This is a genomic window from Ewingella americana (genome assembly GCF_006438725.1).
GTDB classification, from domain to species: domain Bacteria; phylum Pseudomonadota; class Gammaproteobacteria; order Enterobacterales; family Enterobacteriaceae; genus Ewingella; species Ewingella americana_A.
This window is the reverse complement of sequence record NZ_RCZD01000004.1, coordinates 58,538-84,629: the sequence shown is the minus strand read 5'-3', so window position 1 is coordinate 84,629 and position 26,092 is coordinate 58,538. Positions and strand designations below refer to the sequence as shown.

Sequence of the window (26,092 nt, the reverse complement as noted above, 5' to 3'; positions counted from 1 at the left end):
CAGTTATGCATAGCCCGTCCATGAATGAGGCGCCACCGAACAAAAAAGTACTGCTCGAAGTCGCCGATTTGAAAGTTCACTTTGACATCAAAGATGGCAAGCAGTGGTTCTGGCAGCCATCAAAAACGCTCAAAGCCGTCGACGGCGTGACGCTGCGTCTTTATGAAGGCGAAACGCTGGGGGTTGTGGGGGAGTCCGGTTGCGGTAAATCGACCTTTGCTCGTGCCATCATTGGGCTGGTGAAAGCGACCGAAGGGAAAGTGGCCTGGCTGGGCAAAGACTTGCTGAACATGTCTGATGCCGAATGGCGCCATACCCGCAGCGATATTCAGATGATTTTCCAGGATCCACTGGCCTCGCTTAATCCGCGAATGACCATCGGTGAGATCATTGCCGAACCGCTGAAAACTTATAACCCGAAAATGTCGAAGTTGCAGGTGAAGGAGAAAGTGAAAGCGATGATGCTCAAGGTGGGCCTGTTGCCAAACCTGATCAACCGCTATCCGCATGAATTCTCCGGTGGCCAGTGCCAGCGTATCGGTATTGCGCGTGCCCTGATCCTCGAGCCAAAACTGATTATCTGTGACGAGCCTGTTTCCGCGCTCGACGTATCGATTCAGGCACAGGTCGTTAACCTGTTACAGCAATTGCAGCGCGAAATGGGACTGTCATTGATCTTTATTGCCCACGATCTGGCGGTGGTAAAACACATATCCGATCGCGTGCTGGTGATGTATCTGGGCCATGCGGTAGAGCTCGGCACCTATGACGAGGTTTATCACAATCCTCAACATCCTTATACCCGCGCGCTGATGTCAGCGGTGCCTGTACCGGACCCGGACAAAGAACGTAATAAGGTGATTCAGTTGCTGGAAGGGGACTTGCCTTCGCCAATCAATCCGCCTTCAGGCTGCGTGTTCCGTACCCGCTGCCCGATTGCCGGGCCGGAATGTGCGATCACGCGTCCATTGCTGGAAGGCAGCTTCCGCCACGCGGTTTCCTGCCTGAAAGTGGATCCGCTCTGATTCACTAACATCAGTTTGGAAGTATAAAAAAACCTGCCAATGGCAGGTTTTTTCTTTAGAAGGCTGAAATTATTCTTTCCAGAGGATATGACACAGCTTGTTATCTTTTTCACGACACATCAGCACACGGGCGAAAATATCGTTGATAGGCTGGTCTTCGGCATCTGCCAGACCAATCACTACTTCGGCGAAAAAGTCCGGGTTAAGGTCATAATCTACGTGCTCTACCCAATCTTCGGCCGGGTCATACAGTTCCGCACCGCCGCGTTCTTCGAACTGAAGGTTGAAGATCAGGATATCAGCAGGATCGAGGTTGTCGCCCGCCAGTTCCAGAAAGATGTCGTAGGCTTGTTCAAGGGTTTCGTCTTCGGTCAGGCGATTATTCAGATCCATAACGTTCTCATCAGTAAAAGTGGTGTATTGCTGGGCTTATTAAAACATTCCCGCCGCTGCTTTTACAGCAGTGGGCTGAAAAAGTAGAACAACCGTTCGATGATCCGGTGCCAGAATGGCCGTTTCAGCCAGGCTTCAACGTCCAGTAAGTGGGAGCGGGCGATATAATCTTCTTGTACCTGAGCCAGCTCATTACCAAAGCCTGCATCATCGATAACCAGGGTGATTTCAAAATTCAACCACAGACTGCGCATGTCCAGATTCACCGTACCCACCAGGCTTAGCTGCCCATCCACTAAAATACTCTTGGTGTGCAGCAGGCCATCTTCAAACTGGTAAATTTTAACCCCCGCCTCTAACAGCTCATTGAAGAAAGCGCGGCTGGCCCAGCCGACCATCATAGAGTCATTTTTCATTGGCATAACGATACTGACATCCACGCCGCGTTGCGCTGCGGTACAGATAGCGTGCAGCAGGTCATCGCTCGGTACGAAGTAAGGCGTGGTCATCACCAGCTGTTCTCGGGCGGAATAGGCGGCGGTGAGCAGCGCCTGATGGATCATATCCTCCGGGAAACCCGGACCCGATGCGATCACCTGAATGGTGTGGCCACTTTCTTGCTCAAACGGCATCTGGTTGACGTCAGGTTCAGGTGGCAGAATACGTTTGCCAGTTTCGATTTCCCAGTCACATGAATAGACGATCCCCATGGTCGTTGCCACCGGTCCTTCCATTCGCGCCATCAAGTCAATCCACTGGCCCACGCCCGCATCCTGTTTAAAGAAACGCGGATCGACCATGTTCATGCTGCCGGTATAGGCCACATAGTTATCGATTAAAATAATTTTACGGTGCTGGCGTAAATCCATCCGGCGCAGGAAAACACGGAAAAGATTCACCTTCAGCGCTTCGACCACTTCAATACCGGCATTACGCATCATTGCAGGATAAGGGCTGCGGAAGAAGGCGACGCTGCCGGCTGAGTCAAGCATCAGGCGGCAGTGAATTCCGCGACGTGACGCCGCCATTAGCGATTCCGCCACCTGATCGACCAGGCCACCGGATTGCCAGATGTAAAACACCATCTCGATATTATTTCGCGCCAGGCCAATATCCCGCATGATGGCGTGCAGCGTGTCATCGCTGGTGGTCAGCAGCTGAAGCTGATTGCCTTTGACGCCCGCAATGCCCTGACGTCGTTCACACAGCTGGAAAAGAGAGCTGGCGATTTCGCTGTTTTCTGTCGCAAAGATCCGGTGACAGCCTTTGAGGTCATTCAGCCAGCGCGCCGTTGAGGGCCACATGGCCTTGGCGCGTTCTGCCCGGCGTTTACCAAGGTGCAACTCACCAAAAGAGAGATAGGCGATAATGCCCACCAGCGGAATGATATAAATAATCAGCAACCATGCCATGGCAGAAGGTACCGCGCGTCGCTTCATTAAAATGCGCAGCGTCACACCGGCGATCAGTAACCAGTAGCCGAAAATCAAAAGCCAGCTAATTACCGCATAAAAAGTTGTCATAAGGGCGAAGAGTCCTGTTCGCAAGCCATGAGGATGGAGGTATGCAGTGTCAGTGAAAAGGGGAATGTTATAAAGAATTTACACCCTTCAATCAATCAGCTACCTCTGAAAACGGATCTGGTCATAAAAACCTTCACCAGATTGTCATCAAGGGTAGCTGATAACTGACAGATTAGGGTGAAACAAGGCTTGGATCACAACATCATCGGCCTATAATGTGCCCGCCGCCTGTGTAGAAGAAACACAGCAACGTCGTTAACGGGAACAGTTTGCATGAAACGCAGCAGAAATGAAGTCGGGCGCTGGCGCATGTTACGCCAGTCTCAGCGCCGCAGAAGCCGCTGGCTGGAAGGTCAGTCCAGACGTTATCGTCATATCTACCGTATCCGGCAGATCCACCATCAGCAACATCAGCGTCTTTCGCTTTACGCAGTGGCGTACGAATGGAGTTCTTGATCAACCTTTAGGTTGGAAAAGTGCACCACATTTAGGGCAAACCAGCGTTGAGTTTTTGCGAACTTTTGAACTAATCTGTTCGGTAACTGCTTTGCATTCCGGGCAAGTCACTTTGGTTTTTTGGCTGGAAAGAAACTTCAATCCGTCGAAGAATGACATAAGAGCGTACCTCTGGGGTAGGGTGACGCATTCTACCATAGAAGCTCTGGGTTGATTGTGATTGCTTTAACAGTCGCAACCTGTTCTGAATGCACCTCGCAACAGGGTCGCTCTTGGGCGGCCCTGTTGCGTTGAGGCAACGTTTCACTGCTTTTGTGTCGGTATTGGTGCTTAGAAAACGCGTTTGAACGGTTTTACGCTGACGCTTTTATAGACCCCAGCTTCCACATACGGGTCAGCATCGGCCCAGATTTTTGCTTCTTCCAGCGTCTCAAACTCCATAATCAGCACAGAACCACTCATACCGGCATCGCCTGGGTCGGCGCTGTCGATAGCCGGCGTTGGGCCACCAATCAAAACGCGGCCCTGTTCATGCATCTCTTGCAAACGTTCGATGTGTGCCGGGCGTGCAACGCGGCGTTTTTCCAGCGAGTCAGCCACATCTTCTGAGTAAATTACATAAAGCATGGATCACCTTTATTATCATAAGGTTTATCAGGGAATAGCGCTAAGCGGCCCGTCGTTGGACCGTATGAGTCACCATATCGAAACCTGAGGCGTGAAGAAAGTGCTTTGCGCTAGATCAATGAGAGTCTTATTTGAGAATAGTTGTCATCTCGGAGTTGAATATGATTGCTATTTGCATTTAAACTTGCGGCTTCACGGGGAAAATGAATCATTATGCCGCTAAAAAAGTTTGGATTTATTCGTATTACTTTGCCGTTTATTATCGCCGTCGGCATTCATGTCGCGGTCATTGGCGCTTTACTGTATGTGACGATGACGGAAACCATTAAACTGCCAAAGCAGGAACAGCGGGTAATGAGTGTGACGATGGTGAATCCGGCGGATTTCGCACCACCGCCGAAGCCTCAGGTTGCACCAGAACCGGAACCCGAGCCGGAAGTGAAGCCAGAACCGCCGCCGCCGCCAGAAGCGGTGCCGCTCCCTGAGCCTAAACCGAAGCCGAAAACTGCGAAAAAGCCGGTTGAAAAACCGAAGCCGAAGGCTAAGCCGGTTGAGAAACCGGTTGAGAGAGCAGAAAAGCCCAAATTGACAGATGACGCTTCGCTGTTTAACAACAACAAGCCTGATATCAAACCTGCGGCCAAACCTTCTGTACCCGCCACCGCGGGCGCGAGTAGCGGACCAAGGCCGCTTGATCGTTCTAAGCCGCAATATCCGGCCAGAGCCTTTGCGCTGCGTCTGGAAGGGCGTGTGCGGGTGCAGTTTGATGTCGACAGCGAAGGGCACGTCGATAACGTGCGTATCTTGTCTGCTGAGCCGCGCAATATGTTTGAGCGTGAAGTTAAACAGGCAATGCGGAAGTGGCGCTATGAACCGAAGGCGGCGAACGATTTGGTCGTCAATCTGGTGTTCAAAATCAATGGCGGTACGTCGGTGGAATAGCGCCGAAATGCGGTCTCGTTGAGCAAAAACTAAAAAGGTCGCCACAGTGGCGACCTTTTTAGTGAGTACCGGTCAACTGAGCGGCAAGCTGGCAATCAGTCTTGTGACATGCCGTCAGAGTCGACGCTGAAGTTGCTTCTGCCATCGGGCAGGGTGCGTGATTTGCCTTCCCCGTCCACCGCAACATAGGTAAATACGGCTTCAGTCGCTCTGTAACGTTGCCCAATCGGCTCGGAAGAGACTTTCTTCACCCAGACTTCCACATTAATGGTGATAGAGCTGTTGCCGGTACGGATACAGCGTGCATAGCAGCACACCACATCGCCAACGGCGACAGGTTTGAGGAACGTCATTCCATCGACCCGCACCGTGACTACGCGACCTTTGGCAATTTCCTTAGCCTGAATCGCGCCGCCCATATCCATCTGGGACATCAGCCATCCGCCAAAAATATCGCCATTGGCATTGGTATCTGCAGGCATCGCCAGCGTGCGCAATACCATTTCACCATTAGGTAAGCTCTGTTTTTCATTCATGTCGGTTTGCTTCACACAGTTCAATGATCTTTAAAAATTAAGGCCTTTCAGTGAAAGGCCCATGCAGGAGAATGCTTATTTTTTTTCTTCATCCGGCATATGCCGGTAAATGTAAACACCACTCAGCAGGGTAAACACCAGCGTGAGGACGGTCAGGCCGAACACTTTGAAATTAACCCAGACTTCCTGCGGTAGCCAGAAAGCGACATAAATATTTGCCAGCCCACAAACCAGAAAGAAAATTGCCCAGCTCAGGTTGAGGTTATTCCATACGTGATCAGGCAGCGTCAGCTCTTTACCCAGCATACGCTGGATCAGCGGTTTCTTCAGAACCAGCTGGCTCACCAGCAGGGCCCCGGAGAACAGCACGTAAATCACGGTCACTTTCCATTTAATGAATTCATCATTATGGAAAACCAGCGTCAGGGTGCCGAAAATGGCCACCATGGCGAAAGTGATCAGCGTCATCTTTTCGACTTTACGGTATTTAATCCAGGTGAAAATCAGCGCAAGTGCCGTCGCGGCAATCAGCGCGCCGGAGGCGACAAAAATGTCGTACATCTTATAAAAAACGAAAAATACGACAAGGGGCAGAAAATCGAGGAGCTGCTTCATACTTCATTCCATGTTTATTGTATGGTTTGACTATACCGGAATCATTTCACAGACAAAAGAAAAGGGCGCCAGAGCACCCTTTCAAAGACTGTTCGTGATATTCAGACGCGCAGTTTGGAGTAGAGACGGAACAGGTAAATCAGCAGCAGGGCTGAAATCAGATTGCTCAGCGTACTCAATACCACGGTTGCGGCCATGGCAGGTAAAAAGGACAGGTGGCTTACCGCCAGCAGAACTAACATTTTGGCAGCCAGCCAGAACATGATCGCCGGGAAAACCAGGCGGGCATTGGCAAAGGCCAGTTTACTGCTGACTTTAATCGACTTAAAAACGCCCATTTTTTCAGTGCAACTGATGACCGGAGACAGTGACACTGCCACGGCAATCAGTACACCAGGAACGATAAACAGCGTCAGTCCCAACTGCACCATCAAAGTACAAATCAGCATCAGCCCAAGCAGACGAGGCAGAACCGGTGCGGAGGCTCCAATCGAGCGTAGTGCACTGGTGTTGATGCCGTTAGACACCATTTGAATCAGCGTCAGCATCCCACCAACCAGCAAAACATTGCCGACCAGCGCAGAGAAGGTTGCTGCACCTGACACTTTGAGCAGCACCATTTGCTGTTCAGGTGACATATTTTGAATAAGTTCCTGCAAGCTCATGCCTGTGGTGCCAGACAGGTCATCACCGGTTGCGCTGAGCAGGCTCAGTTGGTCGCTACCAGGAATGAAGAGTTGATTCAAAATGACGGTAATAAATGCAGTTAACAACGCCAGCAGCAAGATGCTGGTCAGCTGGTTACGCATAAAGTTGAAACTGTCACGGTATAACGCGCTGGCCGTGATAGGCATGAACGCTCCTTGGCAAAATAATCAAAATACAATCAGGCGGGGATTGTACCCTGTAATGTTGCACGGTGGCACCCCGGCAATGATATCTGACTGATTTCTTATCGTTCGGCCTGATTAACCGCCGTGAATATTGACAGCGGGATCTTCAGGTCCAGGGGGAGCAGGCCATATTGCGCTCGTGCGCGGTCACAGGCCTCATTGCTTACGCCGTTCAACCCTGACTGATCGAACTCATGGCAAGGCGTTGGGCGGTTAAGGTAAATGGAGCAGGAAACGGACTGGCCAATCTCGCCTTCCAGTGCAATACACCGCGGTGCTTTGTTGTTGGTGCCCTGCATGCAACTAAGGAAAGGCGTGACCTGTTCGGTTAAAGACTGAGGAACAACCCCGCCCGCGTCGTCTGATTCAGCCCAATAAAATGAAACCCGAAAATAGGCGCAGCACGCGCCACAGGAAATGCAGGGATTAACAATTTCGCTCATCCTGGGAAGTCACCCTCTCCTTTACTGCACCAAACCAAACATTGATCCTGCACGCTACGCGCAGCACGTGATTAAGCAATCACTATTTGTGCACTTTGCGAACCGAGATGAAACGGCTGTTTTTGATGCAGATCAATTCCTTCCTTTTTAATACTTTAGAGCAGTTTGCTGAAGATGCATTTTCTTAAAAAATCATTTAAAGATGTGATCCCGCACGGATCAAGACCTACCCAAGAGTAGGTATATTCATGCAGGTTATAAATCCACATAAAGGAAAGGGATAATGAAAGCAGCGTATTGGGCATTACTTGCAGCGGCAGCATTGCCGACCATCGCCAGTGCTAATCAGGCAGGGGATATTATTTTTCGCGTAGGGACTGCGACGGTGCGGCCAACGGCAGGGTCGGATAACGTTTTGGGGTTGGGATCATTTAATATTGATAACAATACACAGATGGGGTTGACGCTGGGGTATATGTTTACCGACAACATCGGTATGGAATTACTGGGCGCAACGCCATTCAAACATAAAGTCGGGCTGAACAGCACCGGCACCATTGCAGAAGTAAAACAGTTGCCGCCTTCTCTGATGGCGCAATACTACTTCGGCGATCGTCAGGATAAACTGCGTCCGTATGTCGGTCTCGGGATTAACTACACCACCTTCTTTGACGCTAATTTCAACCAAACCGGACGCGATGCCGGGCTGTCTGATTTGAGCCTCAAAGACTCCTGGGGCGTGGCAACCCAGGCCGGTCTTGATTACAACCTCAATGATAACTGGCTGCTGAACATGTCGGTCTGGTGGATGGACATCGACACGGATGTGAAATTCAAAGCCGGTGGCGAAGAGCAAACCATCAGCACGCGTATCGACCCGTGGGTATTTATGTTTGCTGTTGGCTACCGCTTCTAAATGCGTTTCAAGGCTATCAATCAGGCAAAAAAAAGAGGCGCTATTAGCGCCTCTCCACTTTTCGACGTTACAACAACGTCTTATTTAAGACGCATATCGTTCTCGATGGATTTCACGCCAGCCACGCCACGGGTGACTTCAACTGCACGGTTTGCATCGGCCGTTGAGGTGACAAAACCGCTCAGTTGTACGCGACCTTTAAAGGTTTCGACACTGATCTCACGGGACGCGATAGTTTTATCAGCCAGCAAAGCAGACTTCACTTTGGTGGTCACTACGGTGTCATCAATATAACCGCCCGTGCCTTCTGATTTTTTGGTTGGCGCACAAGCCGCTACCGCCATGACGACAACAGCTGCCATGCAAAATGCCGACAATGTCTTGAATAGCTTCATAAATAACTCTCCATGCCAGGTTTGAAACTCGCCATCTAATAATAAGTAACGCGCATTTCCCGCGCGGCAGCCATAAACATAAAATGGATCCTGCGGGTAGGATAAGTGTGGTGTATGGAGGAAGGATATACAAATGGGAAACGGTAAAAAAAAATTAACTCACCCAAATAAACAACGCCTTATCTGCATCAGCAAGTAAGGCGTTATGAAGGGCTGCAGAATCAGGCGCGGGTGGCGGCTTTCATCTCACTGACGAAGCGTGAAAGCTGTGCCAGTATTTCTGACGGCTGATGCAGATTATTCTCGATAATCTGTACGGTCGCCGAACCGGAAATGGCACCTGCCGCACCGGCTGCCAGCGTCTCTTTCACCTGCGAAGGTTCCGAAATACCGAAACCTTGCAACGGTGGCGCCGCATTATATTCACGCAACTTATTAACCAGATGCGTCAGCGGCGTCAGTGCGCGTTTTTCCGTCCCGGTCACCCCGGCACGTGACAACAGATAGGTATAACCACGGCCATGGGAGGAAATTTCCCGCAATAACTCATCGCTGGCATTGGGCGGGCAAATGAAGATCGGCGCGATACCGTGACGCATGGCCGCGGCGCGGAACGGCGCGGACTCTTCATAAGGCACGTCAGCCACCAGCACGGAATCTACCCCCACTTCGGCGCAACGCTGATAGAAGGCGTCAATACCGTTATGGAACACCAGATTGGCATACATCAGCAGGCCAATTGGAATGTCCGGGTGCTTCTCACGAATGCGTGCCAGCATGTTGAAGCACTGTGTCGGCGAGACACCGGCCGCGAACGCACGCAGGTTGGCGCTCTGAATGGTCGGGCCATCGGCCAGCGGGTCAGAGAAAGGAATACCCAGCTCCAGTGCATCGGCACCGGCTTCAATCAGGGTGTCAATAATAGACAGAGACAGCTCAACACCCGGATCGCCCAATGTGACGAAAGGAACGAATGCGCCTTCTTTTTTGCTCGCCAGACGCGTGAATAATTGCTGATAACGTTCCATTAAATTTCTCCCCGGGCAGTCAGGATGTCATGTACGGTGAAAATGTCTTTGTCGCCGCGACCGGAAAGGTTGACCACCAGAATTTGCTCTTTCTCCGGCGTCTCCTTGATCAGTTTCAGCGCATAGGCCAGTGCGTGCGAGGATTCCAGCGCAGGAATAATCCCTTCATGACGGGACAACTCTTTAAAAGCTTCCAGTGCTTCGTCATCGGTTATCGACACATATTCCGCACGGCCAATACTGTTGAGATAGGCGTGCTGCGGGCCGACGGACGGGAAATCCAGACCGGCAGAGATAGAGTAAGACTCTTCAATCTGGCCTTCCGAGGTTTGCATCATCGGCGATTTCATGCCGAAATAAATGCCCACGTGGCCGTGTTTCAGCGGTGCGCCGTGCTGACCGGTTTCAATCCCCAAACCACCCGGTTCAACGCCGATCAGTTTCACGCTGCTGTCGTCGATAAAGTCAGCGAACATGCCGATGGCGTTGGAGCCGCCGCCGACGCAGGCGATCACCGCATCAGGCAGGCAACCTTCGCGCTCCTGCATTTGTACTTTGGTCTCTTCGCCAATCATGCGTTGGAATTCACGCACGATAGTCGGGTACGGATGCGGACCTGCGGCGGTGCCGAGCATATAATGCGCGGTTTCATAGCTGCCGGACCAGTCGCGCAGCGCTTCATTACAGGCATCTTTCAGCGTGGAAGAACCGCTGTGTACCGGGATCACTTCTGCACCCATCAAACGCATACGGAACACGTTGGGCGACTGGCGCTCAATGTCTTTGGCACCCATATAAATGCGGCACTTCAGGCCGAGCAGGGCACAGGCGAGAGCCGATGCCACGCCGTGCTGACCGGCACCAGTTTCAGCAATGATTTCAGTTTTACCCATGCGTTTCGCCAGTAATGCCTGACCTAACACCTGGTTAGTTTTGTGCGCGCCGCCGTGCAACAGATCTTCACGCTTGAGGTACAACTTCGTTTTGGTACCTGCGGTCAGATTTCTGCACAGTGTCAGCGCGGTCGGACGGCCCGCGTAGTTTTTCAGTAAATCGATAAATTCAGCCTGGAACTCAGGGTCGCGCTGCGCGCTGACAAAGGCTTCTTCCAGTTGCACCAGTGCAGGCATCAGAATTTGCGGAACGTACTGGCCGCCAAATTCACCAAAGTAGGGATTAAGTAAAGTCATGTGATTCCATCCTGTCTGTCAATTTTTGCGTCATTGCGGGGATCAATAAGCCCGCAACGTCTGGAATACGGCCGTAATTTTATCGGCATCTTTAATGCCCGGTTCACGTTCAACGCCGGAGTTAAAATCCAGCCCTGCGCAACCAAGCTGTGCGGCATCGACGCTGTTATCAGCCCCCAGGCCACCGGCAAGCAATACATTGCTCAAATCCTGCCCGGCCAGTTTGCTCCAGTCGAAACGCTGGCCGGTTCCGCCTTTGCCGTTATCGAGCACGTAGCGATCAACCTGATTGAGGTTGCGGGCGGGCATGACCTCTTTAACGCTCAGGGCTTTCCAGATCTGGCACTGTTCTGGCAGCAGCGGACGCAGGGTGTCGATATAAGCCTGATCTTCGTCGCCATGCAGTTGAACGGCGCAGAGCTGCAAAGTTTGGGCGATTTCGGCGACGCGGGTGGGCGTCTCATCGCGGAATACGCCGACGTATTTCAGCGGCGCACCGGCCTGAACCTGGCGGGCGGTTTCCACGCTGATATACCGTGGTGAAGACCCGACAAAAATCAGCCCGCCGTAAATTGCCCCAGCCTGCTGGGCAACAGAGGCATCCTGCGGACGAGTCAGTCCGCAGACTTTATTATCGCCAAGCGTGACGCGGCGTACCGCGCTGGTCAGGTTCTCTTCTGACATCAGTGCGCTGCCAATCAAAAAACCGTTGGCGAAACGGCTCAGTTCGCGGATCTGGCCGTACGTATTGATGCCAGACTCGCTGATCACCGTCACGCCGTGCGGCACGCGCGGGGCGAGTTGGCGGGTGCGGTCTAAGTCGATAGACAAATCGCGCAAATCGCGGTTATTAATGCCGACCACTTTGGCTTTCAACTCGACGGCGCGTTCCAACTCCTGTTCATTACTGGCTTCGGTCAGCACACCCATGTTCAGGCTGTGAGCGACGGCGGCCAACTGAACATATTGTTCATCATTAAGCACCGACAGCATCAGCAAAATGGCATCGGCCTGATAAAAACGGGCCAGGTGGATCTGGTACGGATCGATAATAAAATCTTTGCACAGCACCGGCTGTGTGACGGTATTGCTCACCAGCGGCAGAAAATCAAAACTGCCCTGGAAGTATTTTTCGTCGGTTAAAACGGAAATGGCAGAGGCGTAATCTTTATAGACGCTGGCGATTTCCACCGGGTCGAAGTTATCGCGAATAGTGCCTTTAGACGGTGACGCTTTTTTGCATTCAAGAATGAAGACAGTTTTTGTCCCTTTCAGGGCGTCGTAGAAGTTGCGCTGGCTGGGTTTGATATCGTTTTGAAAACTGGCCAGGGGTTGCTGTTCTTTACGTGCCGCGACCCAAACTGCTTTATCGCGGACAATTTTGTGGAGCACGGTTTCCTGCTGCATCACTTATCCTCTTGCTGCCAATGCTGTAACACGCTGGTAAGCAGCGCCGCTGCGTATTACGTCCAAAGCTTGTTGTGCATTTTGTTTTAAATTTTCCTGACCGAAAAGGCGCAATAACATCGCCACATTGGCGGCCACTGCGGCTTCATGGGCCGGATCTCCTTTACCTTGTAATAAGCGTGCCAGAATGTCACGGTTTTCTTCCGGCTCTCCGCCGAGCAACGCTTCGATAGGATAGTTATCCAGTCCGAAGTCCTGTGGCGTCAATTCATACGTAGAAATTTCACCCTTTTTCAGCTCCGCTATCTGGGTCGGCGCGTGGATCGCTACTTCGTCCATGCCACCGCCGTGAACCACGGCGGCGCGTTCATAACCCAGGGTGCGCAGCGTTTCGGCAATCGGTTTGACCAGATCCGGGCTGTAAACCCCAATCAGTGCCAGCGGCGGGCGTGCGGGGTTAATCAGTGGGCCGAGCACGTTGAACAGGGTGCGGGTTTTCAGCGCTTTACGTACCGGCATCGCGTGGCGAAAACCGGTGTGATACTGCGGCGCGAACAGAAAACAGACGCCTAAATCGTCCAGCGCCGCGCGGGACTCTTGCGCTGGCATATCCAGGCGGATGCCAAACGCGGCCAGTAAATCTGATGAACCTGACCGGCTCGACACGCTGCGGTTGCCATGCTTGGCCACGTGCACACCGCAGGCCGCGGCGACAAAGGCACTGGCGGTGGAAATATTGATGCTGTTGGTGCCGTCACCGCCGGTGCCGACGATATCGGCAAAAGCGTAATCCGGGCGCGGGAAAGGTTGTGCGTGGGCCAGCAGCGCCTGTGCTGCACCGGCGATCTCCGCCGGCTGCTCTCCGCGCACCTTCATGCTGATCAGCGCCGCCGCCAACTGGGCCGGTTCAAGTTCGCCATTCACGATGGCGGTAAATAACTGCTGGCTCTCTTCCTGCGTCATGGCCTGAGCGCGATACAGGTTTTCGAGGATGCCGGAAATCGTTTGAATTTGCATAGTCAGCTCCTCGCCTTATGCCAAAGCCCAGGCCAGCGTCTGCTCTAACAGACGTGCGCCCTGAGACGTTAAAATGGATTCTGGATGGAACTGGAAACCGCAAACGCGATCTTTATCGTGGCGTACGGCCATCACCATCTCGCCATAGCGGGCGTTAACCGTCAGCCCGTCAGGGATCTGGCTACCGACCAGCGAGTGGTAACGCGCCACCGGCAGCGGGTTATTCATCCCGGCGAACATGCCTTCATTATCATGCGTAATAGAGGAGGCCTTGCCATGCAGGATCTCACCGGCCTGTCCGACATACCCGCCGTAGGTTTCAACAATCGCCTGATGGCCCAGACAAATGCCGATGATAGGTAACTGGCCGCGCAGGCGTTTCAGCAGTTCCGGCATACAGCCCGCTTCGGATGGCGTGCCCGGACCGGGGGAGAGCATCAGCACCGGTTTTTCCAGCTGGCTGAGTTTTTCGAGGATCACGTCGGCCGGGATCTGGTTACGGTAAATCACCACGTTGTGACCGCTGGAGCGCAGTTGGTCGACCAGGTTGTAGGTGAACGAATCCACGTTATCAATCAGTAAAATATCGGCCATCTTAAAACACCTCTTTGGCATTGTGGGCAGTGGCGATGGCACGCAGCACGGCACGGGCTTTATTGCGGGTTTCGTCAGCTTCGGCCTGTGGAACGGAGTCCAGTACCACGCCGCCGCCAGCCTGAACGGTCGCAATACCGTCTTCGACATAGGCGGAACGAATAACGATGCAGGTATCCAGATCACCCTGTGCGGTGAAGTAACCCACCGCACCACCGTAGCTGCCGCGACGGCTTTTCTCGGAACCGGCAATCAGCTGCATGGCGCGCACTTTCGGTGCGCCGGTCAGCGTGCCCATATTCATCACCGCCTGATAGGCGTGCAGCACGTCCAGATCCGCACGCAGCGTTCCGACCACGCGGGACACCAGATGCATCACGAACGAGTAACGGTCAACTTTGGTCAGGTCAGCGACATAGCGGCTGCCGGGTTCACAAATGCGCGCCAGATCGTTACGCGCCAGGTCAACCAGCATCAGATGCTCGGCCAGCTCTTTGTGGTCGGTACGCATTTCCAGTTCGATGCGGCTGTCGAGATCGCGGTCAAGCGTTCCGTCAGCGCGGCGGCCACGTGGGCGGGTACCGGCGATCGGGTAGATCTCAATCTGGCGGTTGGTGGCGTCATATTTCAGCGCGCTTTCCGGCGATGCGCCGAACAGGGTGAAATCGTTGTCCTGCATGAAGAACATGTACGGGCTTGGGTTGTTATTTTTCAGCGTTTCGTAAGCCGCCAGCGGAGCAGGGCAAGGCAGGGAGAAACGGCGCGAAGGCACCACCTGGAAAATCTCACCGGCGCGGATGCCTTCTTTCATCTGTTCAACCACGGCACCGAACTCTTCGTCACTCTGGTTGACGCTGAGCTTCATGTCGGTCACGTCCTGATGCGGAATGGCGTGCGGTGGCAATTGCAACTGATGCTGAAGCTGTTCGAGGCGCGCCTGCAGACGTCGTTTCTCCTCGCCGTCTGGCGTGAACAGGCTGGCTTGTAAACGGCTGCTGCGGTTCTGGTGATCGAGAACCAGAAGGGTTTCGCAAAGGTAGAAGCAGAAATCCGGGCAACGTTGGTCGGCGCGCAGTTGCGGTAAATCTTCAAACCCGGCGACTAAATCGTAGGCAAACAGACCGCCCAGCAGCATGGCTTCGCGCTCTTCCTCCGGTGTTTCCACCAGATCCAGAATGCTGCGCAGCGCATCAAATACGGAACGTGACCGCAGGCGGGCATCCTCTTCCTGCATCTGGTCGATGGCCGGGAAAGTCAGCTCGCGGCCGTTAGGGCGCACGTCGTTTTGTACATCGCCTGGCAGTGCGGCATCCATCAGCGGCAGCAGCGATGCGCCGTTGGTGGTGAGCGCCTGAACGGAAACTTTATTGCCAAGCGCGGTAATACGCAGCGCACTGTCGATAACCAACAGGCTTTTCAGATTCTGTTTGCTGGTAATTTCCGCGGACTCCAGCAACAACGTTGCCGGGCGTGCGCCGCAAAGCTGGTGGAAGATGGCCGTCGGGTCACCACGGTAACTTCCCTGTGCGGTCAGCAATTCTAAACGAGGTCTTTGAGTAGTCATGGTGCTTCCTGAATTTTTTCTACCAAATGGATGAGAAGACGGCCACAAAAAAGCCCGCAATCAGCGGGCTTCGGGTATCTGCATGTCTGTTAACAGCTATGCGTGATCACACCGCCCGCGAAGGGAAGTGGCGCCACCAGCTGAGTACAGAAATCATTGAAATGTTCATCATCAGATACCCTTTGTCGTTACATTAATGGTTATCACGCTGTTCCGTGAATTTGCGTACTAGTAAACTAGTTCGCGAGGCGATAGTCAACCCTCTTTTATATCTTTCTTAATGATACGGCAGATTAAAGCACCTGCGATTTTCCATTAAGCCAGTGACATACATCTGCCGTCAGGTCAGATAGAGGTAACCTGCATGGGGTTAACGAGTTATGATAAACGCCGCTTTCAGCAACAGGTTTAATCACGATTACTTTATGACTTCAATCGCCACCGATATTCCAGAACTCAGTTCCGCCTTTACCCTCTATGATTTGCACAGCCACACGACGGCCTCTGACGGATATTTATCGCCTGAAGCGCTGGTCGCCCGTGCAGTAGCAATGCGGGTGGGGGTGTTGGCCATTACTGACCATGACACGACTGACGGACTGGCTCGTGCGGCGCAGGCTATTGTCGAACAGGCTCTCCCTCTGCAACTGATCAGCGGCGTTGAAATCTCGACGCTGTGGGAAAATCACGAAATACATATCGTGGGGTTAAGGATCGATCCTGCCCACCCGGCGATGCAGGCCTTACTGGCCTCGCAAGCAGCATTACGCGTGGAACGCGCGCAGGAGATCGGTCGCAGACTGGAAAAGGCTCAGGTACCCGGAGCCTGGGAAGGCGCCTTACGTCTGGCGCAGGGCGGTGCTGTGACCCGTGCGCACTTTGCGCGTTATCTGGTGGAGATCGGGAAATGTGCCGGTATCGCGCAGGTGTTCAAAAAGTACCTCGCCAAGGGCAAGACCGGCTACGTGCCGCCTCACTGGTGTACAATAGAACAGGCCGTTGAGGCCATTCATCAGTCCGGCGGACAGGCGGTTATTGCCCATCCGGGACGTTATGGCCTGTCAACGAAATGGTTAAAGCGTCTATTCGCTTATTTCGCCGAACAGGGCGGAGACGCCATGGAAGTGGCCCAGTGTCAGCAGGCACCGAATGAACGCAGCCAACTCGCCGCCTTCGCAAGAGACTATAATTTACTGGCATCGCAGGGATCTGATTTTCATCAACCCTGCTCCTGGATAGAACTGGGACGCAAACTGTGGCTTCCCGCCGGGGTAGAACCGGTGTGGAAAGCGTGGGCGGAACCCACACGCATTGCCCCCATTACAGAATGAGTTAAGAAGGGAATTATGAGTCAATTTTTCTATATTCACCCCGAGAACCCGCAGCCGCGTCTGATCAATCAGTCCGTAGATATTTTGCGTAAAGGTGCTGTGATTGTGTACCCGACGGATTCCGGTTACGCGCTGGGCTGCCGTCTGGAAGATAAAAATGCCATGGAGCGCATTTGCCGCATTCGTCAGTTGGATGGCAATCACAACTTCACGCTGGTGTGTCGCGATCTGTCTGAGCTTTCGACTTATGCTTACGTCGATAACACGGCGTTTCGTCTGATCAAAAACAACACGCCGGGCAATTACACCTTCATTCTGAAAGCGACCAAAGAAGTACCGCGTCGCCTGATGAGTGAAAAACGTAAAACCATCGGCCTGCGTGTGCCCTCCAACCCGATTGCGCTGGCGCTGCTCGATGTGCTCGGCGAACCGCTGATGTCCACCACGCTGATGCTGCCTGGTAATGATTTTGCCGAATCTGACCCCGATGACATTAAAGATCATTTGGGCAAACTGGTGGATTTGATCATTCACGGCGGCACGATAGGCCAGCAACCGACCACTGTGGTGGATTTGACCGAATCCACGCCAGAAGTGGTGCGTGAAGGCGCGGGTGACCCAACGCCGTTCCTATAAAGCGTGTGAATTTTAATCAATTCGCGCATGTGCAGATAGATACAAAAATATCGAAGTTGTGTATAATGGCGGGCTGACTTTTTGTAAGTCATTGTATTAATAAGTAATGCTGTTCTTGCGACGTGATTTACCGCCTATATTGCATAGGACTTCCGCAACAGCCGCTGACTTATTTATTGATATTCCATACTAATTCTGGCGGGCAGATGATGGGTCACATCGTCTGTCGGCTCTCCCCGACGCCTGTGAAGGCGACAAATGAGGCTGCTCAATGAGCGAGAAGTATAATTCCCAGAAGCATACAAGCGACAGATCCAAACCGGGCCGGTCGGCCACTGACAAACCTAAAAGCGGTAGAAACTCTGGCGCAGCTAAAGGCCGCCCTGAGCCAACGCGTGCTGAAAAACGCGGCGAAAAACCTCAGGCTGATAAAGCGCGTACCGATAAGTCTCGTACGGATAAGTCACGTACCGACAAATCACGTACCGACAAATCGCGTACTGATAAGGCTCGTCCTGACGCTGCACGCGGTGATTCCAGGATTGAAAAATCCCGTATAGAAAAACCACGCAGTGGCAAAGCCCGTCCTGAAGGTGCGCGTCCTGAGCGTAACGAGAGAGCCCGTCCTGACAGCGCCCGCAGCGATAAACCGCGTGGCGATAAATCCCACAGCGCCAAGCCGAAAGCCGTGTCTGTGGTGCTGAACGATGATATCGATGCGCCGGAAGACGACGAGCCAAAATACGAAAAACCAAAGAACGCCCTCGACAGCACCGAAGGTCAGAGCGAAAAGCTGCAAAAAATTCTGGCCCGCGCCGGTCATGGCTCCCGTCGTGAAGTGGAAGCCATGTTGCAGGCTGGCCGTATCAGCGTTGACGGTAAGATTGCTGCGCTCGGTGACCGTATAGAAATGGTTGCCGGGACGAAAATTCGTCTCGACGGGCACGTCCTGTCGATCATCGAATCGCAGGACACTGTCTGCCGCGTGCTGGCGTACTACAAGCCGGAAGGCGAGTTGTGTACCCGCAGTGACCCGGAAGGCCGTCCGACCGTATTCGACCGTCTGCCAAAAATGCGCGGTTCGCGTTGGGTTGCTGTAGGTCGTCTTGACGTCAACACTTCAGGTCTGCTGTTGTTCACCACCGACGGTGAACTGGCCAACCGTCTGATGCATCCAAGCCGTGAAGTTGAGCGCGAATATGCTGTACGCGTATTCGGTCAAATTGATGACGAAAAAATCAAACAACTGAGCCGTGGTGTGCAGCTGGAAGACGGCCCTGCCGCTTTCCGCAGCATCAAGTATCAGGGCGGTGAAGGTCTGAACCAGTGGTATAACGTCACGCTAACCGAAGGCCGTAACCGTGAAGTGCGCCGGTTGTGGGAAGCGGTAGGTGTGCAGGTTAGCCGCCTGATCCGCGTTCGTTACGGTGATTTGACCCTGCCTAAAGGCTTGCCTCGCGGTGGTTATAAAGAGCTGGATCTGCCGGAAACCAACTACCTGCGTACACTGGTGGAAATGCCAGAAGAAACCGTCAGCAAACTGCCGGTTGAGCGTGATCGTCGTCGCGTGAAGGCCAACCAGATCCGCCGCGCAGTGAAGCGTCACACTCAGGTTGCGCCGGTACGCCGTAGCGGTACGCCGTCTAAGCGCAACGGATAACCTGACCAGTGAAGTGCTGTTCTGATCAACCGCAGTCTGTGACTGCGGTTTTTTTTACACTGAATTCTGTTCCTGACCAGGTCATGTCACTCAACACGGCCGAAGAGAGTAAAGTCAATGATCCTGATAACCGGCGGTGCCCGTAGCGGTAAAAGCTGTCTGGCCGAGCAACGGGCGCTCAGTAATGGCGGCCCGGTGATGTATATCGCCACCTCACTGGCCATTGACGACGAAATGCGTGAGCGCATCACATTGCACCAGCAGCAGCGCCCCGCGGAATGGGTGACGGTAGAAGCCTGGCAGGATCTTGCACAGGTGGTGGCCGGGGCAGGTGAAACCTTTACCACCATCATCATCGAATGTATCACCACGCTGGTCACTAATCTGATGTTCGACGTTATGCCTGGTTTAGATGCCACCGTGATGGACATCGGTGTTACCGAGCAGCACGTCAATCGACACATCAGCGCACTGATTGCGGCCAGTCAGTGCAGTCAGGCAGAGGTGGTCATTGTCACCAACGAACTCGGCATGGGCATCGTGCCGGATAACCTGCTGGCCCGGCAGTTTCGTGATATTGCCGGTCGGGTAAATCAGCAACTGGCGGCGGCAGCCAGCGAGGTTTTTCTGGTGGTTTCCGGTATCCCTATCCAAATTAAATCCACATGAAAAGAGGCGACAGTCAGGGATGAAATCACTGCGTTTATTCCTTGCAACACTCCAGTTCCTGACGCGCATTCCGGTGCCGCAACGCTGGTGTGACAACGTCACGTTGGGCGATTATCCGCGAGGCATTATCTTCTTCCCGCTGGCTGGCGTGGTTATTGGTGGGCTCTGCGCGCTGCTCTACAGCCTGCTCCTCAGCCATCTCGGGCCGCTGTTAACCGCGGTGGCGGTAGTCCTCACTCACATTATGCTCACCGGGGCACTGCACCTCGACGGGCTGGCCGACAGCTGCGACGGGCTATTTTCGGTACGCAGCCGTGAACGTATGCTTGAAATCATGCGCGACAGCCGCATCGGCACCAACGGCGCGCTGGCACTGATTGTGGCGATTGTGCTGCGCTGTGCGCTGGTGTATCAGCTCAGCCTGACTACGTTGCCTGCCGTTGCCATCCTCATTATGGTACCTGTCGTGGGGCGTGGCCTGATGTCAGTCTGTATGCATCGCCAGTGCTATGCCCGTGAGAGCGGTATGGGCAATATTTTCATCGGTAAAATTACTGAAGGGCGCTTTTACGCCACGCTTGCTATCACCGCAGGCATATTGCTACTGCTTGACGGTTCAGCCGCCATGCCGGCTTTGCTGATCACACTGCTGTTTGCTTTCGGTTTCCGACGCTGGGTTGCAAAACGGATTGGCGGGCAGACCGGCGATACGCTCGGCGCAGGTTGCGAACTTTTTGAACTTATCTTCTTCGTAGTGCTTTTATGGAAGTGATGCTGATGGAAACGACATGAGGTTATATTTGGTCCGACACGGTCAAACAGAGGCGAATGTGAATGGCGTGTTTTGTGGCAGCAGCGACGTAGCGCTGACGGCGCTCGGCGTCAGCCAGGCCCAGCATGTGGCCCGGCAGCTTGCTTCAGTTGCGCTCGATGCCATTATTCATACCAATCTGGTGCGTAGCCGCGTCACCGCAGAAATCATCGCGCACGGGCGTGACACGGAACTGCAACAACAGCCGCTGTTGCAGGAAATGGGTTTTGGCGACTGGGAGCTGCGCCATCACACCGAATTGCAGGCCTCCCAGGCCGAGGGCTATGATTTATGGTGTCAGGACTGGCAGGTGGCGCAGGTGCCGCAAGGGGAATCTTTTACCGCCTTTACGCAGCGTATCCGTCTGGCGATGCGCCAGCTCTACCTGATGCCACCGGAAAGCCGGCTGGCGATCGTTGCCCACCAGGGGTCATTAAGCCTGATGTTGGCGATGATGTTTAAACTGGCCCCCGCCGATATGTGGCGCTTTCCCTTCAAACAGGGCTGCGTCTGCGAAATTGAACTGACCAACGGCTCCTGTGTTATTCAGCGGCTAAATGACAGCGGTATTCTCTGAGTTACCCTTTCACAAGGAAACATGATGGCAACGCTCGCCCAGATTATCAGGCAAATTCCCGTTCCCGATGCCAGGGCCGCTGCGCGCGCCGCTATGCGCATTGACGGGCTGGTCAAACCCATCGGCAGCCTTGGGCGGCTGGAGCAACTGGCTATCCAGCTAGCGGCCATCGTGGGTGAACGCCCTCTGGCATTTCCCAGCAAAGAGGTGATGGTGATGGCCGCTGACCACGGCGTCTGGCAGGAGGGTGTGACGCCATCACCACAAATTATCACCGCGATTCAGGCGGTGAACATTATTCAGGGCAAGTCCGGTGTATCCGTGCTGGCCCGCAGCGCCGGTGCGCAGGTCACGCTGATTGACTGCGGCGTGATGGGCGGTGAAATACCCGGTGCCATCAGCCACAAAATGGGCCAGGGCAGCGGCAATATTGCCACCGGCCCGGCAATGAGCCGCCAGCAGGCCGAGTCGTTAATGATCTGGTGTGCAGAGCGGGTGATCGCTAAAGCAGAAAGCGGGCTGTCACTGCTGGCCGTTGGTGAATTAGGCATGGCAAATACCACGCCCGCGGCAGCGATGATCGCCGTGCTGGCGGGTTCGTCGCCAGAGCAGATCGTAGGGCTGGGTGCAAATCTGCCGGTTGAGCGCCTGGCGCATAAAGTGGCGGTGGTGACGCGGGCGATAGCCGTCAACCAGCCGGACGCCAACGATGCGCTGGACGTGATGGCTAAAGTCGGTGGATTTGAATTGGTGGCGATGGCCGGGGCCATGATTGGCGCGGCGGCGGCGGGAATTCCGGTGGTGCTGGATGGCTTTCTATCCTACGCGTCGGCGCTGGCGGCGTGCCAGTTGGCCCCGGAGATAAAACCCTACCTGATCCCGTCACATCTTTCGGCTGAACAGGGTGCACAAATCGCACTGCGTGCCCTCGGATTAGTGCCTTACTTTGACCTGAATTTACGGCTTGGCGAAGGCAGCGGGGCCGCGCTGGCCCTGCCGTTAATTGATGCCGCCTGCGCCATCCACAATCAAATGGCGACGCTGGCGGAGTGTCAGATAGAACTCTGATGGTGTGTGGCGCAGTCGGCTGTTACCAGTCAATTCCCTGCTGCGCCATAATACCTGCGTCAAACGCATGTTTTACCGGGCGCAGCTCGCTTACTGTGTCAGCCATTTCCAGCAGATCGCGGTGGCAGCCGCGTCCGGTAATGATCACTGTCTGATGGGCAGGGCGTGCTTTCAGCGCGTCGATCACTTCCTGCAAGTCGAGATAACCAAAACTGACCATATACGTCAGCTCATCCAGTACCACCAGATCCAGCGAGGTATCGGCCAGCATGCGTTTACCATGCTGCCATACGCCCTGACAAGCCGCGGTATCGGTCTCTTTGTTCTGGGTTTCCCAGGTAAACCCGGTGGCCATCACCTGAAATTCCACGCCATGCGGTTCCAGCAGATTTTTTTCACCATTCGGCCATTCGCCTTTGATGAACTGAATAACACCTGCGCGCTGACCGTGGCCGACGGCGCGGGTCACGGTGCCGAATGCTGCCGTGGTTTTGCCTTTACCGTTACCTGTAAAAACAATCAAGATGCCACGGCGTTCCTGCGCGGCTTCAATGCGGGCATCCACCTGCTCTTTAAGCCGCTGCTGACGCTGTTTATGCCGATCATTACGGATATTTTCATCGCTCATTTTACGTCTCTTATTCTGCAGGCCCGGCCTTGCGGCCTGGTTGGGCATCAAAACTGGTGCCGGTTTTACGCCGGCTGTCATCACCCATTAAATACAGATACAGCGGCATGATATCTGCCGGGGTTTTGAGCTTATTACTGTTTTCATCAGGAAACGCAGATGCCCGCATACTGGTGCGTGTTCCCCCAGGATTGATGCAGTTCACCCGTAAGTGGGACTGTTTATACTCGTCGGCCAGTACCTGCATCATGCCTTCAGTGGCGAATTTGGATACCGCATAGGCCCCCCAGCCGCTGCGGCCTTCGCGACCGACACTTGAGGTAGTAAAGACCAGCGAAGAGCTGGGGGATTTCAGCAGCAATGGCAGCAATGCCTGTGTGAGCATAAAGGTCGCGTTGACGTTGACCTGCATCACATTGTTCCAATCTTCGAGTTTGATGTCCGCCATGGGCGTTATCTCAGTCAACAAGCCGGCGTTATGCAACACACCGTCCAGATGCGGCACCCATTGTGCAATTTGTTCTGCCACACGCTGGCAATCCTGCTGGCTGGCAGTGAGCAAATCCAGTGTATAAATCTGTGCAGGGTGATAACCACGCTGGGCGATTTCTTGCTGAACCTGTGCCAGTTTGTTTTCCGTGCGCCCCAGTAAAATAAGCTGTGCGCCGAAGCGTGCGTAAGTCAGCGCGGCTTCACGACCAATGCCGTCGCCAGCGCCAGTGACCAGAATAATACGGTGGTTGAGAAGGTCTGATTTTGGATGATAGTGCACAGGATGTCCTCTTGCCTGATTCGGGATGTGACGCACAATAGTGTCTTACATCGTGGCAAAGCGCCGCTGGCGGGAGCAATTGAAATGAAAACAGCTGGCTCTACCGCCGGAGGGCACTTTGTCTAAAAATAGGTCATCACGCGGATGAATACTCGGGTTATATGCCTGAAATGCACATCTGTTTCAACGATTAACCTGTATTCTGTAGATTCTTTTGTAACAAAAATGGAACAACACTGCACCCCTTTTTGCCTGCCGTCAGGACCGGCCCAGAGAAACGTGCCATCCATCCTGCTGCTGAAACACATTCGAACAAGACGACCCGACGGCGATTGTCTAGAATAAGCAGCATCTTATTACCACAGTGTAAAAGGCGGTATGTGTGGATTTATTATCTCTTTATGGTCTGTTTCTGGCCAAGGTTGTCACCGTGGTTATCGCCATTGGGGCGTTAGTGGTGCTGGTGGTTGGCCTGAGGCAGCGTAAGTCGCAGGGCAAAGGTGAACTTCATCTGGTAGACCTGGGTGAGCAGTACCGTGAAATGCAGCGTGAAATGCGCACCGCACGGCTCAACCCAAGCGAACAAAAACTGAGTAACAAAGCCTTTAAAAAGCAGGAAAAGGCCGAAGCGAAACAGAAAAAATCGCAGGCTAAAATCGGCGTAGCCAAAAGCAAGCCCTGCCTGTATGTGCTGGATTTCAAAGGCAGTATGGATGCCCATGAAGTCACGTCTCTGCGCGAAGAGATCTCTGCGGTGCTGGCCGTTGCGACACCAGAGGATGAGGTTTTACTGCGTCTGGAAAGCCCTGGTGGCGTGGTTCACGGTTACGGCCTGGCATCTTCCCAACTGGCGCGCCTGCGTCAGGGCGGAGTCCGTCTGACCGTCGCGGTAGACAAAGTCGCCGCCAGCGGTGGTTACATGATGGCCTGCGTGGCTGATAGGATCGTGGCGGCACCGTTCGCCATCATCGGTTCTATTGGCGTTGTGGCGCAGATCCCTAACTTCAGCCGTTTACTGAAAAAGAATGACATTGATGTTGAGCTGCATACCGCCGGTGAGTTTAAGCGCACCTTGACATTGTTCGGGGAAAATACCGAAGAAGGTCGCGAAAAATTCCGTGAAGACTTAAACGAAACACACGTGCTGTTCAAAGAATTTGTGCATCAGCATCGTCCTTCGCTGGATATCGACAGCGTCGCCACCGGCGAACACTGGTTTGGTACGCAGGCGCGTGAGAAAGGGCTGATTGATGCCATCGGCACCAGCGACGATTTACTGATTGCCGAAATGAAAAACCACGAAGTGATCGCGGTGCGTTATAGCCGCCGTAAACGCATGATGGACCGGTTTACCGGCAGCGCAGCAGAAAGCGCGGATCGCCTGTTCCTGCGCTGGCTGCAGCGGAGTCAAAAACCGCTACTCTGAGCCTGCTCTATAAATGAAAAAAGGGACGTTTGTCCTGAGGGCTCCCCATAAATAAAGACAGGCATAGAAGGTTGTGATCTACTTAGTGTTCCACCAAAAAGTAAGGTCTCCTCTCTATGCCTGCTTCTCAAGTTTGCCACAGATTCTTTTGGTTTCCCGCCTGACTCACCGTCTTCCGTTTTGTGTCATTGCAGTTGACTGGAGTGGTTATCTCGGCTTTCATTCGCCCTGAAAAATGGCAGAATGCCAGGCGAGGAAGCCTTAGTTTTCCAGATGGTATTTTTCTGAAAACAGATGGGCCAAATGTTTGAACATATTAAAGACAGCGGTGGTTTTCAGCGTTGGTAATCCATTCTCATCGAGAAAAAAGTCCCCACCAAAAACCAACACATTTCCTTTCTGTTCAACACCGGTGGCGACCATTCCGTGAAGATAATCGCCATGCTCGCGAATGACTTTATTCGCTTCGACCAGTAAAGCTTCCCGGCTAATTGCCGATGTATTTCCGTGCATGTTATTTACTCCCCACTATAATTGCTGCGTTATTGTAGTCCGGTCGTGGATAAAACCGCAAATCCGCTAAGGTTATGCAAAATCATAATTGTGTGTATTTTGTACATATTGGCGAAAAGCACATTAACGTGCTAATTAAGTTGCGTGGCAATTTTTATCAGGTAGAGTGTGGGATTTTGTGGCTTTGGGTGGAATGTTTTGTTTACGCTTGGTCACTTTTCATCATCCTGAAATGAATTATGCTGTGTCAGTTGTCCATCTAAACTTCCGTAAAATCAGTAAATTGTGCCTCTGGAAGTCAGTTTGAGTGACGTTTTAAAAAAAAGTGTTGACCTCCTGACTCACTGCCGCAATATAAAAAAAGACGTTACATTGTGCCGCGGCATAACAAGTTAAAATCTTCTTCAGCAGAAGAATAAATTAGGTAAAAGGTAATT

General features: G+C 53.3%; 28 protein-coding genes, 1 pseudogene and 1 other annotated feature. Of the genes and pseudogenes, 12 read left to right on the top strand and 17 right to left on the bottom strand.

Translation table 11 applies throughout. The features are described from left to right. Positions 1 to 20: 20 nt before the first annotated feature. Positions 21 to 1,025, top strand: a complete 1,005-nt coding sequence (gene oppF, locus EAH77_RS08375) for a murein tripeptide/oligopeptide ABC transporter ATP binding protein OppF (protein WP_161985788.1) — start codon at positions 21 to 23, stop codon at positions 1,023 to 1,025. A 69-nt stretch (positions 1,026 to 1,094) separates the two neighbouring features. Here the strand turns inward: oppF and EAH77_RS08370 are convergent, their stop codons facing one another. Both EAH77_RS08370 and cls read right to left on the bottom strand, forming a co-directional pair. Then, positions 1,095 to 1,418: an HI1450 family dsDNA-mimic protein gene (locus EAH77_RS08370; protein ID WP_140471634.1), complete on the bottom strand. Its 324-nt coding sequence runs from the start codon at positions 1,416 to 1,418 to the stop codon at positions 1,095 to 1,097. 62 nt (positions 1,419 to 1,480) lie between these two features. Next, positions 1,481 to 2,941, bottom strand: a complete 1,461-nt coding sequence (gene cls, locus EAH77_RS08365; protein WP_140471632.1) for a cardiolipin synthase — start codon at positions 2,939 to 2,941, stop codon at positions 1,481 to 1,483. Positions 2,942 to 3,214: 273 nt separating this feature from the next. Between cls and EAH77_RS08360 the strand changes: the two genes are divergently transcribed. Further along, a complete protein-coding gene (locus EAH77_RS08360) occupies positions 3,215 to 3,397 on the top strand; it encodes a YciY family protein (RefSeq protein ID WP_140471630.1) in 183 nt (60 codons plus the stop codon). On the opposite strand, the gene EAH77_RS25505 is transcribed toward EAH77_RS08360, so the two are convergent. Continuing rightward, on the bottom strand, positions 3,398 to 3,556 hold the full coding sequence (locus EAH77_RS25505; protein WP_241673427.1) for a YnfU family zinc-binding protein: 159 nt from the start codon (positions 3,554 to 3,556) through the stop codon (positions 3,398 to 3,400). 171 nt (positions 3,557 to 3,727) lie between these two features. Continuing rightward, entirely contained in the window at positions 3,728 to 4,024 is a 297-nt protein-coding gene (locus EAH77_RS08355) for a YciI family protein (protein ID WP_140471628.1), read from the bottom strand. Between the two features lie 213 nt (positions 4,025 to 4,237). Between EAH77_RS08355 and EAH77_RS08350 the strand changes: the two genes are divergently transcribed. After that, entirely contained in the window at positions 4,238 to 4,966 is a 729-nt protein-coding gene (locus EAH77_RS08350; protein ID WP_140471626.1) for an energy transducer TonB, read from the top strand. Between the two features lie 95 nt (positions 4,967 to 5,061). On the opposite strand, the gene yciA is transcribed toward EAH77_RS08350, so the two are convergent. The 4 genes from yciA to EAH77_RS08330 form a co-directional block, all read right to left on the bottom strand. Continuing rightward, on the bottom strand, positions 5,062 to 5,502 hold the full coding sequence (gene yciA / locus EAH77_RS08345; RefSeq protein WP_140471624.1) for an acyl-CoA thioester hydrolase YciA: 441 nt from the start codon (positions 5,500 to 5,502) through the stop codon (positions 5,062 to 5,064). A 75-nt stretch (positions 5,503 to 5,577) separates the two neighbouring features. Next, a complete protein-coding gene (locus EAH77_RS08340; protein ID WP_140471622.1) occupies positions 5,578 to 6,117 on the bottom strand; it encodes a septation protein A in 540 nt (179 codons plus the stop codon). Positions 6,118 to 6,218: 101 nt separating this feature from the next. Beyond that, positions 6,219 to 6,971, bottom strand: coding sequence for a YciC family protein (locus EAH77_RS08335; RefSeq protein ID WP_140471620.1), 753 nt, complete (start codon positions 6,969 to 6,971; stop codon positions 6,219 to 6,221). Between the two features lie 98 nt (positions 6,972 to 7,069). Next, a complete protein-coding gene (locus EAH77_RS08330; RefSeq protein WP_140471618.1) occupies positions 7,070 to 7,453 on the bottom strand; it encodes a YkgJ family cysteine cluster protein in 384 nt (127 codons plus the stop codon). 283 nt (positions 7,454 to 7,736) lie between these two features. On the opposite strand from EAH77_RS08330, the gene ompW reads away from it, so the two are divergent. After that, positions 7,737 to 8,369 carry an outer membrane protein OmpW gene (gene ompW, locus EAH77_RS08325; RefSeq protein ID WP_140471616.1) on the top strand — a complete coding sequence of 211 codons (633 nt, stop codon included), beginning with the start codon at positions 7,737 to 7,739 and terminating at the stop codon, positions 8,367 to 8,369. 80 nt (positions 8,370 to 8,449) lie between these two features. On the opposite strand, the gene EAH77_RS08320 is transcribed toward ompW, so the two are convergent. The 6 genes and pseudogenes from EAH77_RS08320 to EAH77_RS08290 form a co-directional block, all read right to left on the bottom strand. Beyond that, complete coding sequence (locus EAH77_RS08320) at positions 8,450 to 8,764, bottom strand: BON domain-containing protein (RefSeq protein ID WP_140471614.1); 315 nt, start codon at positions 8,762 to 8,764, stop codon at positions 8,450 to 8,452. Between the two features lie 221 nt (positions 8,765 to 8,985). Next, a complete protein-coding gene (gene trpA, locus EAH77_RS08315; protein ID WP_140471612.1) occupies positions 8,986 to 9,792 on the bottom strand; it encodes a tryptophan synthase subunit alpha in 807 nt (268 codons plus the stop codon). Beyond that, entirely contained in the window at positions 9,792 to 10,982 is a 1,191-nt protein-coding gene (trpB, locus tag EAH77_RS08310) for a tryptophan synthase subunit beta (RefSeq protein WP_140471610.1), read from the bottom strand. Before trpB ends, trpA begins: the two co-directional genes overlap by 1 nt. Positions 10,983 to 11,024: 42 nt before the next feature. Further along, positions 11,025 to 12,389 (bottom strand): bifunctional indole-3-glycerol-phosphate synthase TrpC/phosphoribosylanthranilate isomerase TrpF, encoded by a 1,365-nt coding sequence (gene trpCF / locus EAH77_RS08305; RefSeq protein ID WP_140471608.1) that lies wholly within the window; start codon positions 12,387 to 12,389, stop codon positions 11,025 to 11,027. Positions 12,390 to 12,392: 3 nt separating this feature from the next. Further along, positions 12,393 to 14,000 (bottom strand): annotated as a pseudogene (gene trpD, locus EAH77_RS25500) (bifunctional anthranilate synthase glutamate amidotransferase component TrpG/anthranilate phosphoribosyltransferase TrpD). 1 nt (position 14,001) lies between these two features. After that, positions 14,002 to 15,564, bottom strand: a complete 1,563-nt coding sequence (locus EAH77_RS08290) for an anthranilate synthase component 1 (RefSeq protein WP_140471602.1) — start codon at positions 15,562 to 15,564, stop codon at positions 14,002 to 14,004. Between the two features lie 44 nt (positions 15,565 to 15,608). After that, positions 15,609 to 15,709, bottom strand: a sequence feature (Trp leader region). A gap of 280 nt (positions 15,710 to 15,989) precedes the next feature. Here EAH77_RS08290 and rnm point away from each other — a divergent pair. The 7 genes from rnm (at position 15,990) to cobT (ending at position 22,316) form a co-directional block, all read left to right on the top strand. Next, positions 15,990 to 16,895 carry an RNase RNM gene (gene rnm, locus EAH77_RS08285; protein ID WP_140471600.1) on the top strand — a complete coding sequence of 302 codons (906 nt, stop codon included), beginning with the start codon at positions 15,990 to 15,992 and terminating at the stop codon, positions 16,893 to 16,895. A 15-nt stretch (positions 16,896 to 16,910) separates the two neighbouring features. After that, a complete protein-coding gene (locus EAH77_RS08280) occupies positions 16,911 to 17,531 on the top strand; it encodes an L-threonylcarbamoyladenylate synthase (RefSeq protein ID WP_140471598.1) in 621 nt (206 codons plus the stop codon). Between the two features lie 793 nt (positions 17,532 to 18,324). Next, a complete protein-coding gene (rluB, locus tag EAH77_RS25725; RefSeq protein ID WP_347237668.1) occupies positions 18,325 to 19,191 on the top strand; it encodes a 23S rRNA pseudouridine(2605) synthase RluB in 867 nt (288 codons plus the stop codon). 117 nt (positions 19,192 to 19,308) lie between these two features. Beyond that, positions 19,309 to 19,860 (top strand): bifunctional adenosylcobinamide kinase/adenosylcobinamide-phosphate guanylyltransferase, encoded by a 552-nt coding sequence (gene cobU / locus EAH77_RS08270; RefSeq protein ID WP_140471594.1) that lies wholly within the window; start codon positions 19,309 to 19,311, stop codon positions 19,858 to 19,860. A gap of 19 nt (positions 19,861 to 19,879) precedes the next feature. Then, a complete protein-coding gene (gene cobS / locus EAH77_RS08265; RefSeq protein WP_140471592.1) occupies positions 19,880 to 20,632 on the top strand; it encodes an adenosylcobinamide-GDP ribazoletransferase in 753 nt (250 codons plus the stop codon). Positions 20,633 to 20,648: 16 nt separating this feature from the next. After that, positions 20,649 to 21,248, top strand: a complete 600-nt coding sequence (locus EAH77_RS08260; RefSeq protein ID WP_140471590.1) for a histidine phosphatase family protein — start codon at positions 20,649 to 20,651, stop codon at positions 21,246 to 21,248. Between the two features lie 24 nt (positions 21,249 to 21,272). Continuing rightward, positions 21,273 to 22,316, top strand: a complete 1,044-nt coding sequence (gene cobT, locus EAH77_RS08255) for a nicotinate-nucleotide--dimethylbenzimidazole phosphoribosyltransferase (protein WP_140471588.1) — start codon at positions 21,273 to 21,275, stop codon at positions 22,314 to 22,316. Positions 22,317 to 22,338: 22 nt separating this feature from the next. On the opposite strand, the gene cobO is transcribed toward cobT, so the two are convergent. Both cobO and EAH77_RS08245 read right to left on the bottom strand, forming a co-directional pair. Next, positions 22,339 to 22,944 carry a cob(I)yrinic acid a,c-diamide adenosyltransferase gene (gene cobO, locus EAH77_RS08250; RefSeq protein ID WP_347237665.1) on the bottom strand — a complete coding sequence of 202 codons (606 nt, stop codon included), beginning with the start codon at positions 22,942 to 22,944 and terminating at the stop codon, positions 22,339 to 22,341. A 10-nt stretch (positions 22,945 to 22,954) separates the two neighbouring features. Next, a complete protein-coding gene (locus EAH77_RS08245; protein WP_140471586.1) occupies positions 22,955 to 23,716 on the bottom strand; it encodes a YciK family oxidoreductase in 762 nt (253 codons plus the stop codon). A gap of 382 nt (positions 23,717 to 24,098) precedes the next feature. Between EAH77_RS08245 and sohB the strand changes: the two genes are divergently transcribed. Beyond that, positions 24,099 to 25,142, top strand: coding sequence for a protease SohB (gene sohB / locus EAH77_RS08240; protein WP_140471584.1), 1,044 nt, complete (start codon positions 24,099 to 24,101; stop codon positions 25,140 to 25,142). A 261-nt stretch (positions 25,143 to 25,403) separates the two neighbouring features. Here the strand turns inward: sohB and EAH77_RS08235 are convergent, their stop codons facing one another. After that, complete coding sequence (locus tag EAH77_RS08235) at positions 25,404 to 25,655, bottom strand: YciN family protein (RefSeq protein WP_140471582.1); 252 nt, start codon at positions 25,653 to 25,655, stop codon at positions 25,404 to 25,406. Positions 25,656 to 26,092 lie beyond the last annotated feature (437 nt).